Origin of the sequence: Micromonospora sp. NPDC047134 (genome assembly GCF_040643455.1) — a bacterium.
In the GTDB taxonomy this organism is placed as follows: domain Bacteria; phylum Actinomycetota; class Actinomycetes; order Mycobacteriales; family Micromonosporaceae; genus Micromonospora.
This window is the reverse complement of record NZ_JBEYUI010000014.1, coordinates 78135-91513: the sequence shown is the minus strand read 5'-3', so window position 1 is coordinate 91513 and position 13379 is coordinate 78135. Positions and strand designations below refer to the sequence as shown.

Here is a 13379-nt window from a genome sequence, read left to right as displayed (position 1 = left end):
CCACCGGCGGCGGGTCGTCCGGTCGGGGAGGTTCGTCGCACGTCTTCGATCCTGCCATCCACCCCCGACACTGCGCGCGACCGGTCAGCGGGTGGCGGTGAAGTCGGTCACGAAGGCGAAGATCGCATCCGCGATGAGCTGGACGGCGATCGCGGCCAGCAGCAGGCCGGCGATGCGGGTGAGCACCTCGATGCCGCCGGGTCGCAGAATCTTGACGATGCCGCCGGAGAAGCGCAGCACGATCCAGACGGTCAGCATCACCGCGACGATCGCGGCCGCGATGGCCAGGTAGTCCGCCGTAGCGTCGGCCTGCTGGACGAAGAGCATCGTCGCCACGATCGCACCGGGGCCGGCCAACAGCGGCGTCCCCAACGGCACCAGAGCGATGTTCGAGGTGGCCTGCTTGGTCGGATCATCGGCCTTACCGGTCAACAGCTCCAGGGCGACCAGCATCAGCAGCAGTCCGCCGGCCGCCTGCAACGCCGGAAGATCGACATGCAGGTACGCGAGCAGGGTCTGCCCCGCGACCGCGAAGACCACGATCACCCCGAGGGCCAGGGCGACCGCCTGCCAGGCGGCCCGGTTACGTTCGCGGGCCGCCAGCGGGCCGGTCAGGGCGAGGAAGATCGGCATCATGCCCGGCGGGTCGACGATGACCAGCAGGGTCACGAAGACCTCGCCGAAGAGCTTGAGATCCACTTGATCACCGTAGCGGTGCCCACCTCCCGCAGGTCAGCCCGATACGACCTCGATCACACCTGAGGAGGCGGCCACGAGCTGTTCGTACACTTCCGGGGCGGTGGTGAAGGCCCCCAGCCGGACCGTCTTGTGGGTGCCGTGGAAGTCCGATGATCCGGTCACCAGCAGTCCCAGGTCGGCGGCGAGGCCCCGGACATGCTCCCGCTCGGCCGGCGAGTGGTCTTCGTGGTCGGCTTCCACGCCGACCAGGCCGGCCGCCGCCAGCTCGGCGATCAGCTCGTCCGGCACGATCCGGCCGCGCCGGGTGGCCCGGGGGTGGGCGAAGACCGGCACGCCTCCGGCCGCCCGGACCAGTTCCACCGCCCGGAAGACGTCGATGTCCTCCTTGGGCAGCCGGTAGCGCTGCCCCAGCCAGTCCGGGCCGAAGGCCTCGCTGGTGGTGGCGACCAGGCCGGCCCGGATCAGCGCCTGCGCGATGTGCGGTCGGCCGACCGTTCCGCCGCCCGCCCCGGCCAGGATCTCCGGCCAGCTGACGTCGATGCCGTCGGATCTGAGCAACGCCACGATGCGCTCGCCCCGCTCCAGCCGGGCGGCCCGCACCCGGGCCAGTTCGGCGACCAGCTCGGGGGCCTGCGGATCGAACAGGTACGCCAACAGGTGCAGCGGCAACGACGGGGTGACGCCGCTCCAGCGGCAGGACAGCTCCGCGCCTCGGACCAGGCGCAGCCCGGTCGGCAGGGCCCGCACCGCCGGTTCCCATCCGGCCGTGGTGTCGTGGTCGGTGAGGGCCACGACGTCGAGCCCGGCCTCGGCGGCGGTGCGGATCAGTTGGGGTGGGGTGAGGGTGCCGTCGCTGGCGGTGGAGTGGGTGTGCAGATCGATCCGGGGGATCATCGCCCGAGGCTACCGGTCTCCCCCGGTGCCGCTGACCACCACGGGTGGCTGATCTTCCGGGAAACCGGTCAGCTCTACCCGGGTCGAGAGAGCACCGTTTACCGCCCGGTCGACGTCCACCCGGGTCAGGCCGACGGCCTCAGCGTGGTAGTAGGCGGTTCCCGGCGAACTCCACGCCACCGCACCGCTGATCGCCGGACCGGCGACGATCGGCTTGGCGGCCTTGTCCAGCGCGGACAGGTCGATCAGCACAGCCTTGTCGCCCTCCTCGGAACGCCCGTTCGCCAACAGCCAACGCCCGTCCGGCGACACCGAGCCCGGACCGTCCCCGCCCAGGCGGGGGCCGCACCCCGGCCGGGCCGGTGCCAGGTCGCGGGCCGGATCCAGCAGGGTCAGGCAGGTCGCCTTCGAGGCCCCGGTGACGACCTCACCGACCACCCGACCGTCCGGCAACGCACCGAAGACGCGGTGTGTCGACTGGTCGGTGCCCGGATGGAAGGCCCCGGAATGCAGGCGCCACAGGGTGTGCCCGGGACGGTCCGGCGCCAGTCGGACCAGCACAGCGTCGCCGACGAAGCGGATCGGCCTCGCCTCGGCCGGCACCTTGGCGCGGGAGATGGAGGTCAGCGTGCCGTTGATTACCCGCGCGCTGGCCAGCACCTCGCCCTGCTTCCAGGCGATGTGGTGGCCCTGGGCATCCAGGACGATCTCGTCGGCGCCGGCGAGCAGCACCTGCACGGTGCCGGCGGGTGACACCTCCCAGAGGAACCGACCGGCCGTCACCGGCGCGCCGACGGCCAGCCAGCCACGGCCGTCGGAGAGGCGGTGGGCCCGCTCGATCCGGCCGGCGCCGACGACGGTCACCCGGTCACCCTGGGCGGTGGCGATGGTCTGGCCCAGTACGAGATCAACCCCGGCGAGCGGGGTGCCGGTGTCCGGAAGGGATGGCGCGACGGTCGACGTCCAGGTCACCGTGCTCGGGTGGTCCCCCTCACCGATCGCTATGGTGCTGCCGTTGCGGGGCGGCTCCTGGCCGAATTGAAACGCCCCGGCAGTGACCGCGATGATCGCCGTGGCGGCCAGGCTCATCCCGGTCACGGCGCGACGACGTCGAATCCGGTTCGCCCGCCGGATCACCACGTCCGCCGGATCCCGGATCAGCCTGTGCGGCGTCCCGGCCTGCCGGGACAACACCTCCCGGACGGCCCGTTCGAGTCCGTCCTGCTCCACCTTCACTTGACGACTCGGAGTCCCGCTCGGGTTGTCGTGACCTTTGGAAACGGCGTTCACCGTCGGTCTCCCACCAGGGTCCCGTCGGGCTGGGCCGGGGCGGTCGACGACTGCGCGGGGCTACTCTCCCTGGTCGGCTGCGCTGCGACGGACTCATCGGGCCGCTCCTGGCCCGCAGCGACCGCCGAGCCGGGCTGACCGGCCGGGGTCGGGACACCGGTCCGGCCCTCCCCGACCGGGGCGGCCTCAGCCGGGGTCGGCTGTCCGGTACGGGCGGCGGCGCGAGGCCGGCCACCCCGCCGGGTCGGCGGCGGGTCGGTGCCAGCCGCCTCGGGCAGCACGAAGCTCGCGTCCGCACCGATCCTGCGGCGCAGGGTGGCCAGGGCCCGCGAGGTCTGGCTCTTGACCGTGCCGGTCGAGATGTTGAGCAGGGCTGCCGCCTGAGCCTCGGACAGATCCTCGTAGAAGCGCAGCACCAGCACGGCACGCTGCCGGGCGGGCAGGGCCCGCAGATGCCGCCAGAGGGCGTCCCGGTTCAGTTGCTGCTCGATCTCGTCGGCTGCGGGCCGTTCGGGGAGCACCTCGGTGGGGCGCTCGCCGTGCCAGCGACGCCGCCACCAGCTCGTCGAGGTGTTGATCATCACCCGCCGGGTGTACGGCTCGATGGCCTCGATGCCACCGAGGCGTTTCCAGGCCAGGTAGGTCTTGGTCAGGGCGGTCTGTAGCAGGTCCTCGGCGGTGCCCCAGTCCCCGGTCAGCAGGTAGGCGGTCCGCAGCAGGGCGCTGGAGCGGGCCGTGACGAAGTCACGAAACTCTTCCTCCAACGGATCACTGCGGGCCACTCGCCACCTCCGTACCGGGCTCTGCGGGCAGCCTGCCACGGCTGGGCAAGCAGGTCGAGGTCGGCACCGGGGTGCGGCTTCGGCCTGCGATCAGCAGACCTCAGGCGCCGTCGTCGGCCTTGGCCTCGTCCTGTTCCTTGCCCAACCGCGCCTCGACCGCCTGCGGCTCGTACATCTCCTCGACCACACGCAGATAGAGCTCGTTGGGGTTGGGCAGGTTCTTGACCTCGCGCAGCGCCTGCTCCTGACCGGCCGACTCCAGGACGAAGGTGCCGTAGTTGAGGGCGCGACCCGCCGGCGACTGTTCGTACTTCATGTCGGTGACCCGGGTCAGCGGCATCATGGCCACCTTGCGGGTGATGATGCCGTTGACCACCATGACCCGTTTGTTGGTCAGGATGAACCTGTCGTACCACCAGTCGGCGACCTTCCAGGCCACCCACCCCATCACCGCGAACCAGAGCAGTACGGCGATCGTGGTGAGGGCCCCGACGTCCTGCCCGGCGAGGAAGCCGGAGAGGTAGCCGAGCACGAAGGTCGCGGCGACCCCGACGATGATCGGCGTGGCCAGGTGGACCCAGTGCCGCTTCCACTCACCCCGGTAGCGCTCGGTGGGGAACAGGTAGCGGGCGACCAGGGAACTGGGCTCGTCCTCCAGGGGCAGCACCCGGCGTGGGGTCATGCCACTGGCGTCGGCGCGCAGCCCGGCCAGCTCGTCTTCGGAGATCTGTGGGGGCTGGTAGCCCGCCTCGGGGTCGCGTACCCAGGCCCGTCCCGACCGATCGTCGTCGACGTAATCGGGCCCGGGACCGTAACCGGCATCATCGGAGAAGACCGGGCTGTCCGAGGGGTACGGGTCCGGGCGTGAGCCGGGGCCGCGCCCCGGACCGTCGTCGGGATCGATCCGGGGAATCGGCTCGGTGTCCTGCTCCCGACGGGCCCGATCGGGATCGTCAGGGTCGAAGGGCGGGCCGGAGGGGCTTCCCATCGGTGGCTAAGCGACCAGGCTGGTGAAGAAGTCGCCGAACCCCTGGGCGATGTCCATGATGCCGCCACCTAGCGACTTGAACACATCTGCCGCAGAATTTGGCCGGTAGGCGACAAAGAAGATCAAGAATGCGATTCCGGCCCAGGTGAGGACCTTCTTGACCATGGCGGGCCATCCTCTCGCGCGGCGCCGGGTCCCATTACCGCAGCGGCACCCAGAGTATCAGCGTGGTGTCTTACCGTGAATATCTGCGTCCGTTCTCCGACATTCCGGGGGGCTTGTCAAGCCTTCCCGTGCAGGTAGGGGGACGGTGCGCCGTACACGAGCTCGGATGGCGTCCATTCGACCAGGTCGTGTAGGACCACGTCCTCGGCGAGCAGATGCCCCGCGCTCGCCGGCCAGGCTATCGCATACAGCCACAATCCCCGAGCTTCGCCGGCGTACGCGCTTCGATCCGTTAGCGAATTGATGAGCCAAAGTGGAGTGGGATGGCCCGCCACCCTGATCCCGGCCCGTCCGACATGCCCGGGATGCCCAGGGCCTGGCTCGGTCAAGGCCTCGGCGAGTTCCGGGCCGGCGTCCGGACCGGGCACCCCGGCGTACCGGGCACCCAGCCCCACCCCCGGCTCCTCGGCCACGAAGACCAGGTCGGCCGGCCCGCCACCGAGGGGTTCCGGCCCGGCGCAGGCGACCGCGGTGGCCCGTACCCCCAGCCGGTCGTCACCGGCCCACGCCACCCCGGTGGTGGTCCACCCGGGCGGCAACGGCCAGGGGCACCACAGCGGCACCGCGGGTTGCGCGGTGGCCTGGATCCGGTCGACCACACTCGCCACGATCTCGGCACCGATGTGTTCGGGTACGTGCAGCGGAGCGACCGGGCCGCAGTCGGGGCAGCGGGACTCCGCGTGCATCAGGTCCGGCGGCCGTACCGGCCCGCCGCATCTCGGACAACTCACCGCAACAGCCACACCTCCACCGTCGCCCGCCCGACGCCGGGCGTCAAGCGGAGCGACGGCATTGCGGCGCGCCGCCGCGCCCAGATCAGTCCGGAGGTGGGCCGGCGTAGGCCCGGATCCAGGCGTGCATGGCTATCCCACTGGCCACCCCGGCGTTGATGGAGCGGGTCGAGCCGTACTGGGCGATGGAGAAGAGTTGGTCGCAGGCGGATCGGGCCGCCTCCGACAAGCCCGGACCCTCCTGACCGAACAGCAGCACACACCGCCGGGGCAGAGTGGTGCTCTCCAGCGGACGGGAGCCGGGCAGGTTGTCGATCCCGACCAGCGGCAGGTCGTGTCCCTGCGCCCAGGCGACGAACTCGTCGATCGTCTCGTGATGGCGTACGTGCTGGTAGCGATCGGTCACCATGGCCCCCCGACGGTTCCACCGGCGGCGACCCACGATGTGCACCTCGGCGGCCAGGAAGGCGTTGGCGTTGCGCACCACTGTGCCGATGTTCATGTCGTGCTGCCAGTTCTCGATGGCCACGTGGAAGTCGTGTCGTCGCCGGTCCAGATCGGCGACCACGGCCTCGCGCCGCCAGTAGCGGTAGCGGTCGACCACGTTGCGCCGGTCCCCCTCGGCGAGCAACTGCGGGTCGTACCGAGGGTCCTCCGGCGGATCCCCACGCCAGGGGCCCACTCCGACCTCGAACTGCTCATCGGTCACGGTCAGGCAGGGTACGCGCCGAACCGGTGGGCACCGACGGGTGCCGAGGTCAGCCCAGGGCTAGAGCGGCACCGAGGCGGTCGAGCAGGCGGCGGTCGGCCGGGGCCAGGCTGTCCTCCGGCCGCGTCTGGGACCCGGTGCGGCACACCCGGGCCGCCACCGACTGCACCCACTGCCGGTAGGCCGCGGAGTCGGCCGGGTCGGCCCGCCGGTCGAGCATTCGGACCACCGCCCGACAGGCTCCCAGGACCTCCACCAGGTCGACCGGAGGGCCGGCTGTCGGGGTGACCTCGTCGTGGCGGGAGTAGATCGTGGCCACCACCGCCCGAACCAGGTCGCTGTCGAAGGCAAGCCCGGCCGCGATCGCCTCCAGGCCGGCCAGGCCGGCGGCCATCCCCGGGTCGGGCCGATCGGGGCCGGGCCGGGTGGCGAGCACGATCACCCGGGCGGGCAGGTCGGTGATCAGGGCCCATTCCGTCGCGGAGTAGCCCGCGGCGCAGGCGGGCAGGTTGTGCGGGTCAGCCTCGGGCGATCCGCCGAAGGCGGGTCGCCTCAGCATCGCGGGGTGCCGTCGTGGGCCACCGGCGCGCCGAGTCGATCACGTGCTCGCTGACGCTCGCTCATGGCGGGGACCTCCGGCGTCAGCATATGCGCCGCGCCGCCGGTGAGGGCTGGTATGTGGTGAATCCCAGCAAGGGGCCCGGGCCGCCGAACGGGGCCGGACGCAATGAGCGGCGGGGCCCTCCCCGGCACCCGCCGCCCACGCTTTGATGGGTTCAGATTCTGCCGTACGGCCGTCCGACTGCACAGAGACAGAGGTCACATTTATATTTTTGTGACATTACTCTGCGTAGCAGAACCTCCCCCACGAGGCGATCTCCGCAGGTCGCATCGGTGCCCGTCAACACCCAAGTTACTTGCAGGTAGCACGATTTGAGCCCGTCCTAATTGGAAACGCTCCCATCACCCGCCGTCACGCAAATGCGACATGCATTTGCGATCAGCCAGTGCCCGTCTTTACTCAAGTCGATCGATGTTTCCATGTGACGCCGGGTGCCGTCCCGGCCGGTTTCGGCGATACTCCGAGGGGAATGCGACGGGGTGGCACAGAGTTCCACCCGACGTAGCTGTTCCGCGTGATCGGAGAGATTCAGATGGCAACCGTCGACCTGACCACCGCCAACTTCGACCAGGTGACCGAGAGCGACGGCATCGTTCTGGTCGACTTCTGGGCCGACTGGTGCGGCCCCTGCAAGCGGTTCGCGCCGGTCTACGAGCGATCGTCCGAAAAGCACTCCGACATCACCTTCGGCAAGGTCGACACCGAGGCCCAGCAGGAGATCGCGGCCAAGTTCGACATCCGCTCCATTCCGACGATCATGGCCATCCGCGATGGGGTGATCGTCTTCGCGCAGCCGGGCGCGCTGCCGGAGTCGGCGCTGGAGAACCTGATCGAGCAGGTCCGGGCGCTGGACATGGATGACGTGCGCAAGAAGCTCGCCGAGCAGAGCTCCTGACGACCCGACGACGTCGGGCGGGGTCGGACCGGCCCCGCCCGGCGTTGCCGCTTGCGACACCGTCGTACGTGTGTTCGAATGTCTTCCATGCGCTGGGAGAACCTCACCGCTCCCCCGGTCGAGGGAGACCCCGGACGGGCAGCGTCAGCGACTCCACCCCTGCCGCTGGCGCTGCCCGGCGCGGTCGTCCGCACCTTCGACACCCCCGGCTTCGCCGGCATGACCTTCTACGAGGTGCAGGCCAGGTCGATCCTGAACAAGGTCTCCGGGGCCTCCGGGGTCCCCTTCGAGTGGTCGCTCAACCCCTACCGAGGGTGCAGCCACGCCTGCCTGTACTGCTTCGCCCGGAAGACCCACACCTACCTCGACTTCGACGCCGGAGCGGACTTCGACCGGCAGGTGGTCGTCAAGGTCAACGCGGGTGAGCTGTTGCGCCGTGAGCTGGCCGCACCCCGATGGCGAGGCGCACATGTGGGCATGGGCAGCAATGTCGACTGCTACCAGCGGGCCGAGGGGCGATACCGCCTCATGCCGCCGATCATCGAAGCGCTGCGCGACTTCGCCAACCCCTTCTCGATCCTGACCAAGGGCACCCTGATCCTGCGCGACCTGCCCCTGCTGCGGCAGGCGGCCGAAGTCACCCGGGTAGGGGTCTCCTTCTCGGTGGGCTTCGTCGACGAGCAGCTGTGGCGCACGGTCGAGCCGGGCGCCCCCAGCCCACGGCGACGACTCGACGCCATCCGCCAGTTCACCGACGCCGGCTTCGAGGTCGGCGTCCTGATGGCGCCGATCCTGCCCGGCCTCAGCGACGACGACGAGTCCATCGAGACCACGGTCGCGGCGATCGCCGCCGCCGGGGCCACCAGAGTGCTCCCGTTGCCCCTGCACCTGCGCCCCGGCTCTCGCGAGTGGTACGCCCAATGGCTGGCCCGGGAGCATCCCCACCTGGTCCCCCGCTATCGGGAGCTGTACCGCTCCGGCTCCTACGCGCCGCAGTCCTACCAGCGGGAGCTGACCGCCCGGGTACGCATCGCCGCCCGGCGGCACGGCCTGCACCGACCCGACAACGGTGACCACCGCGGGGCATCCACCCCGCCGGCCCCCGCACCCGAGCAGCTGAGCCTGCTGTAGCGACCGCCGCCACACCGGCCCGCGCACCCCGGCCGGTGGGACTACAGTCGGCAGATGCGCTCACCCAGCCAGATTCTCGCCGAATCCGCCGTGATCGCCGTCGTCGGCGCCTCCCGTGACCCGGACAAGCCGGCCCACAGCGTGCCGGCGGCGATGCAGCAGCAGGGCTGGCGGATCATCCCGGTCAACCCCACTGCGGACGAGTTGTTCGGGGAGCCGGTGTACCGCTCCCTGGCCGACATTCCGCACCCGGTCGACCTGGTGAACGTGTTCCGGCCGGCGGAGGAGGCCGAGGAGGTGGTCCGGCAGGCAGTGGCGATCGGCGCCCCGGCGGTGTGGTTGCAGTTGGACATCGTCTCCCCGCAGGCCCGCCAGATCGCAGAGCAGGCCGGGATCGACTACGTCGAGAACCGCTGCATCGCCGTCGAGCGAGCGGTGGCGGGTCTGACCCGGCTGGGCTGACTGCTCGGGGCTGCCCTCCGGACAGCAGGAACACCGGCCGGCGCGGGCAGTCCACCGAACCGCTGTGAAACACCTCCGGTGCGGGTAGCGTCCCGAACTGGGGGCGTCATCCGACAGCCACCGGCACCGTCGGCGGACGGAGGAGATCAGCATGAGCCAACCGCCCGAGCCGGACCAACCGCCGTCACCGGACCAACCGCCACAGTCACCGTACGAGCCACCGCCGTCGCCGTACGAGCAGCCGTCGCAGTACGGGCCGCCGGGCGAGACCGGGCAGCCACCGTACGGGCAGCCGGGGCAGCCGGCCTACGGGCAGCCCACGTACGAGCAGTCGGGGCAGCCGCCGCACGGCCAGCAGTGGGGGCAGCAACCGCCGTACACCCCGCAGGTGCCCTACGGGCAGTACGGCCCGCCCTCCCCACCGGGCGGCGGTGGTGGCACCAACGTGCTCGCCGTCCTGGCGCTGGTCTTCGCGTTCGTCTTCGCTCCCGCCGGCATCGTGCTGGGGCATCTGGCCCGACGGCAGTTGCGCACCAGCGGGGAGCAGGGGGAACAACTGGCCAACTGGGGCCTGATCCTCAGCTACATCTTCACCGGCCTGTACCTGCTGGCCTGCTGCGGTTGGCTGGCCCTGGCCCTCTGGGCCGGTTCGGACAGTCAGTACACCTGAGGCGGGTCAGCGGAACTCGGCCTCCCGCACACTGTTGCCGCCGTCCACCACCAGCATCTGCCCGGTGATGTACGAGGCCGCCGGCGAGCAGAGGAAGGTGATCGCGGCGGCCACCTCGTCCGGCGTACCGGGGCGTCCCACCGGGGTACCCAGGCCCTGCTTGAGCTCGGCGATGGTGGAGGCTGCCGTGTGGATGGTGCCCGGTGCCACCGCGTTCACGGTCACCCCGTCGGCGATCATCTCCATCGCCAGGGCCCGGGTCAGCCCCACCACACCGGCCTTGGCCGCCGCGTACGCCGCCTCGGTGGGCAGGGCGTTCACCGGCCCGGCGGTCGCCGCCAGGTTCACGATCCGTCCCCACCCCCGCTCGGCCATCCCGCCGATGAAGGCCCGGCTGCACAGGAAGGCCGTGGTGAGGTTCCGGTCGATCTCGCCCCGCCATTCGTCGTAGCTGAGCTGGGCCACCGGGCGCAGCACCTCCGGGGAGGCCCGGCTGGCCAGCCCGGCGTTGTTGACCAGGACCTCCACGTCGCCGAGCTGCTCGGTGACGGCGTCGGCCAGTGCCCCTACCTCCGACTCGTCGGTGAGGTCGGCGACGAATCCGGTGACCCCCAGTTCGCCGGCCCGTTCGTGGATGCGTCGGGTGGTGGAGACGATCGCCACCCGAGCCCCCAGGTCGGTCAGCCGCCGGGCGGTGGCGTACCCGATCCCGTCCGCGCTGCCGGCCCCGGTCACCAGGGCAACCTTGCCGTCCAACCGCATCGTCACCGGCTCGGGTAACACGGCCGGCGAATCCTGCTCCTCCGCCCCGGCCGCCGCGGCGGCGCGGGTCCGTCGGACCACACCCGGCCGACTGTTGTCCCGCCTCGGCCTGCTACCGAACCGGTCCGCCGCTCGTGCGTCAATCCCCATGCCGCGATCCTGCCCTGCGGCACCGCCTCGGGCAACGCGGCACCCGGGACGGTGTGGGTGCACCCTGGTCGGCGGTGGCTACGCTGACGTCCCGATATCCCGATGGAAGTGAGCCGATGACACAGCCCACGTCCGGCGGCTGGCCTGATCCCTCGGCCGGCCAGCCCTCCAGTCCGCCGGTCGATCCCACCCTGCCCGCGAGTGCGCCACCGTCCGTGCCCGCCCAGCCCACCGGGTACGACCCCTACCAACCCGCCGACCCGTACGGCGGTATGAAGGCCGACCTGGGCACGCCGGCTCCCGCGCCGTACCCGCCGGCCGGTTACCCCGGGCAGCCGGAATACGGGTACCCGCAGCCGGGATACGGCTATCCGCCCCCGCGACCGACGAACTCGATGGCCATCGTCGCGCTGGTGCTAGCCCTGCTGGGGATCGGCTCATGCATCACCGCACCGATCGGCGCGATCATGGGACATGTCGCCATGCGGCAGATCCGTGAGACCGGTGAGGGCGGCGAGGGCATGGCGAAGGCCGCCATCATCGTCGGCTGGATCCTCACCGGTCTGATAGTGCTCGCGATCGGCGCCTACGCTGTCCTGATCGCCTTCGCGATCTCCAGCACCCCCACAAGCTACTGACCGGGGTGGGCCCGCCGCGCGGCACGGCCGAGGCGGGCTCACAACCGGGTTGTCACGGTAATCTCCTCCGGTGACCGGGGTGAATGAACCTGTGGAGCAGCCCACCGGCCGTCGACTGGTGGTGGTCACCGGAGCCAGTTCCGGCATCGGACTGGCCGCCGCAGTCGACCTGGCCCGCCGAGGTGACCAGGTGGTGCTGGTCGGTCGAGACCCCTTCCGGCTGCGCGCCGCCGCCGAGGAGGTACGCGAGTGCTCAGGTGAACGTCCCGCGGTGTTCCGCGCGGACTTCGCCGTGCTCGACGACGTCCGGCAGTTGGCCGAGCAACTGCGGGCCGCGTACGACCGGATCGATGTGCTGGCCAACAACGCCGGGGCGATCGTGCTGGCCCCGGCCACCACGGTCGACGGCTTCGAACTGTCCATCCAGGCCAATCACCTGGCCCCCTTCCTGCTCAGCAACCTGCTGGCCGACCGGGTCCGCCGGATGGTGGTGACCGCTTCCGGTGCCCATCGCAGCGGGGTACTGGATCCGGACGATCTCAACGCTCCCCTGCGCCGTTACCGCCCGATGACCGCGTACGGCACCAGCAAGCAGGCGAACATCCTGTTCACCGCGGAGGCGGCCCGGCGATGGCCGACGGTCGACTCGTACTGCTTCCATCCCGGGGTGGTGCGGACCCGGTTCGGCAACGAGAGCCGGCTGGTGGCCGTGGGGATGCGTCTGCTGCCGCTGCGCAGTCCGGTCAAGGGTGCCCGGACCCTGGTGTGGCTGGCCCACCAGGACCGGTCGCGGCTGCGCGAGGGCGGGTACTACTTCGACTGTCGGCCTCGGCGACCGTTGCGCAAGGCGGCCGACCCGCAGTTGGCCGCCCGGCTCTGGACGGCCAGCGCGGTCGCGGTCGGTCTGAGCACTGATCCGCCGTGATCACTGCCACCCCGGACCCGTCCTGCGCCCGAACCAGCGGCCTACGGGGTCGCGGTACTCGCCGAGCGTTGACATACTCCGCCGGTGACGACCACGGGGGACGCGCGCCTTGAGGTGCTCGACAAGGACGACGAACTGATCGAACGGCTGGACGCGGAACTGACCGCGTACAACCGGCAGGCGACCGGGGCCGACGACGAGGCGGAGCTGTCCGTCCGGGTCACCGGGGCCGACGGGGAGCTGGTGGCCGGGCTGACCGGGTGGACCTGGGGCGGCTGCGCCGGGATCAACATGGTGTGGGTCCGGGAGGACCGCCGGGGCCAGGGCTGGGGCGGCCGGTTGCTGGCGGCGGCCGAACAGGAGGCCCGACGGCGGGGCTGCACCCAGATCTCGGTCGCCTCCTTCTCCTTCCAGGCCCCGGACTTCTACCGACGCCACGGCTATCTCGACACAGGCCAGCGGGAGGGCATCCCGGGCGGCCATGTGGACCACCAGTTCTTCAAGTCCCTGGTCACCGATTCCGCCGCCGCGGTACGCCTGGTCGCCCTGGTGGAGCTGGCGGCCACCGGGGCAGCGGCCGGGCAGCGGTACGAGGATCAGGTGCTCGCCCTGCTGGCCCGGCACGGTGGCCGGGTGGAGCGGCGGTTGCGCACCGGCGACGGGCGTACCGAGGTGCACCTCATCCGGTTCGACACCCGGGCCGGCTACTCGGCCTTCCTGGCCGACCCACACCGGCTGGCGCTGCGGGCCGAGCTGGGTGACGCCGCGCCGGAGACCCGGGTCCTGGAGGTCCAGGAGGTCTGAGC

The 13379-nt window shown here is 71.1% G+C and carries 17 protein-coding genes; 7 read left to right on the top strand and 10 right to left on the bottom strand.

All coding sequences use genetic code 11. From position 1 onward, the window contains the following. Nucleotides 1–84: 84 nt before the first annotated feature. The 9 genes from ABZ795_RS18245 to ABZ795_RS18205 form a co-directional block, all read right to left on the bottom strand. The gene (locus ABZ795_RS18245; protein WP_327022861.1) at nucleotides 85–699 is read right to left on the bottom strand and encodes a MarC family protein; all 615 of its coding nucleotides are present in this window, start codon (nucleotides 697–699) and stop codon (nucleotides 85–87) included. Between the two features lie 33 nt (nucleotides 700–732). Next, the gene (locus ABZ795_RS18240) at nucleotides 733–1593 is read right to left on the bottom strand and encodes a PHP domain-containing protein (protein ID WP_357531199.1); all 861 of its coding nucleotides are present in this window, start codon (nucleotides 1591–1593) and stop codon (nucleotides 733–735) included. A gap of 9 nt (nucleotides 1594–1602) precedes the next feature. Continuing rightward, on the bottom strand, nucleotides 1603–2829 hold the full coding sequence (locus ABZ795_RS18235) for a hypothetical protein (protein WP_357531198.1): 1227 nt from the start codon (nucleotides 2827–2829) through the stop codon (nucleotides 1603–1605). A 50-nt stretch (nucleotides 2830–2879) separates the two neighbouring features. Next, nucleotides 2880–3665 carry a SigE family RNA polymerase sigma factor gene (locus tag ABZ795_RS18230; protein WP_357531197.1) on the bottom strand — a complete coding sequence of 262 codons (786 nt, stop codon included), beginning with the start codon at nucleotides 3663–3665 and terminating at the stop codon, nucleotides 2880–2882. Between the two features lie 100 nt (nucleotides 3666–3765). Further along, nucleotides 3766–4653, bottom strand: coding sequence for a PH domain-containing protein (locus ABZ795_RS18225; protein ID WP_327022865.1), 888 nt, complete (start codon nucleotides 4651–4653; stop codon nucleotides 3766–3768). 6 nt (nucleotides 4654–4659) lie between these two features. Continuing rightward, a complete protein-coding gene (locus tag ABZ795_RS18220) occupies nucleotides 4660–4818 on the bottom strand; it encodes a hypothetical protein (protein WP_007455302.1) in 159 nt (52 codons plus the stop codon). Between the two features lie 116 nt (nucleotides 4819–4934). Further along, entirely contained in the window at nucleotides 4935–5609 is a 675-nt protein-coding gene (locus ABZ795_RS18215; RefSeq protein WP_327022866.1) for a TFIIB-type zinc ribbon-containing protein, read from the bottom strand. A gap of 85 nt (nucleotides 5610–5694) precedes the next feature. Then, nucleotides 5695–6318, bottom strand: a complete 624-nt coding sequence (locus tag ABZ795_RS18210; RefSeq protein ID WP_357531196.1) for an RNA methyltransferase — start codon at nucleotides 6316–6318, stop codon at nucleotides 5695–5697. A 49-nt stretch (nucleotides 6319–6367) separates the two neighbouring features. Further along, on the bottom strand, nucleotides 6368–6874 hold the full coding sequence (locus ABZ795_RS18205) for a hypothetical protein (RefSeq protein ID WP_357531250.1): 507 nt from the start codon (nucleotides 6872–6874) through the stop codon (nucleotides 6368–6370). A 598-nt stretch (nucleotides 6875–7472) separates the two neighbouring features. Here ABZ795_RS18205 and trxA point away from each other — a divergent pair. From trxA to ABZ795_RS18185, 4 genes are all read left to right on the top strand, one after another. Further along, on the top strand, nucleotides 7473–7835 hold the full coding sequence (gene trxA / locus ABZ795_RS18200; protein WP_327022868.1) for a thioredoxin: 363 nt from the start codon (nucleotides 7473–7475) through the stop codon (nucleotides 7833–7835). An 87-nt stretch (nucleotides 7836–7922) separates the two neighbouring features. Further along, nucleotides 7923–8966, top strand: coding sequence for an Rv2578c family radical SAM protein (locus ABZ795_RS18195; RefSeq protein ID WP_327022869.1), 1044 nt, complete (start codon nucleotides 7923–7925; stop codon nucleotides 8964–8966). A gap of 54 nt (nucleotides 8967–9020) precedes the next feature. Then, complete coding sequence (locus ABZ795_RS18190) at nucleotides 9021–9428, top strand: CoA-binding protein (protein WP_357531195.1); 408 nt, start codon at nucleotides 9021–9023, stop codon at nucleotides 9426–9428. Between the two features lie 151 nt (nucleotides 9429–9579). Next, the gene (locus ABZ795_RS18185) at nucleotides 9580–10098 is read left to right on the top strand and encodes a DUF4190 domain-containing protein (RefSeq protein ID WP_357531194.1); all 519 of its coding nucleotides are present in this window, start codon (nucleotides 9580–9582) and stop codon (nucleotides 10096–10098) included. Nucleotides 10099–10104: 6 nt separating this feature from the next. Here ABZ795_RS18185 and ABZ795_RS18180 read toward each other — a convergent pair whose 3' ends face one another. After that, nucleotides 10105–11010 carry an SDR family NAD(P)-dependent oxidoreductase gene (locus ABZ795_RS18180; protein ID WP_327022872.1) on the bottom strand — a complete coding sequence of 302 codons (906 nt, stop codon included), beginning with the start codon at nucleotides 11008–11010 and terminating at the stop codon, nucleotides 10105–10107. A gap of 116 nt (nucleotides 11011–11126) precedes the next feature. Between ABZ795_RS18180 and ABZ795_RS18175 the strand changes: the two genes are divergently transcribed. The 3 genes from ABZ795_RS18175 (at nucleotide 11127) to ABZ795_RS18165 (ending at nucleotide 13377) form a co-directional block, all read left to right on the top strand. Next, the gene (locus ABZ795_RS18175) at nucleotides 11127–11648 is read left to right on the top strand and encodes a DUF4190 domain-containing protein (protein ID WP_357531193.1); all 522 of its coding nucleotides are present in this window, start codon (nucleotides 11127–11129) and stop codon (nucleotides 11646–11648) included. Between the two features lie 91 nt (nucleotides 11649–11739). Further along, entirely contained in the window at nucleotides 11740–12573 is an 834-nt protein-coding gene (locus tag ABZ795_RS18170) for an SDR family NAD(P)-dependent oxidoreductase (protein ID WP_357531249.1), read from the top strand. Between the two features lie 84 nt (nucleotides 12574–12657). Next, on the top strand, nucleotides 12658–13377 hold the full coding sequence (locus ABZ795_RS18165; RefSeq protein ID WP_357531192.1) for a GNAT family N-acetyltransferase: 720 nt from the start codon (nucleotides 12658–12660) through the stop codon (nucleotides 13375–13377). Nucleotides 13378–13379: the final 2 nt, after the last annotated feature.

Excerpts from the sequence above, each read along its gene's own strand:
- trxA (WP_327022868.1), top strand. The coding sequence starts at position 7,473 with ATGGCAACCGTCGACCTGACCACCGCCAACTTCGACCAGGTGACCGAG.
- ABZ795_RS18195 (WP_327022869.1), top strand. The coding sequence starts at position 7,923 with ATGCGCTGGGAGAACCTCACCGCTCCCCCGGTCGAGGGAGACCCCGGA.
- ABZ795_RS18220 (WP_007455302.1), bottom strand. The coding sequence starts at position 4,818 with ATGGTCAAGAAGGTCCTCACCTGGGCCGGAATCGCATTCTTGATCTTC.
- ABZ795_RS18180 (WP_327022872.1), bottom strand. The coding sequence starts at position 11,010 with ATGGGGATTGACGCACGAGCGGCGGACCGGTTCGGTAGCAGGCCGAGG.
- ABZ795_RS18190 (WP_357531195.1), top strand. The coding sequence starts at position 9,021 with ATGCGCTCACCCAGCCAGATTCTCGCCGAATCCGCCGTGATCGCCGTC.
- ABZ795_RS18240 (WP_357531199.1), bottom strand. The coding sequence starts at position 1,593 with ATGATCCCCCGGATCGATCTGCACACCCACTCCACCGCCAGCGACGGC.
- ABZ795_RS18225 (WP_327022865.1), bottom strand. The coding sequence starts at position 4,653 with ATGGGAAGCCCCTCCGGCCCGCCCTTCGACCCTGACGATCCCGATCGG.
- ABZ795_RS18185 (WP_357531194.1), top strand. The coding sequence starts at position 9,580 with ATGAGCCAACCGCCCGAGCCGGACCAACCGCCGTCACCGGACCAACCG.
- ABZ795_RS18175 (WP_357531193.1), top strand. The coding sequence starts at position 11,127 with ATGACACAGCCCACGTCCGGCGGCTGGCCTGATCCCTCGGCCGGCCAG.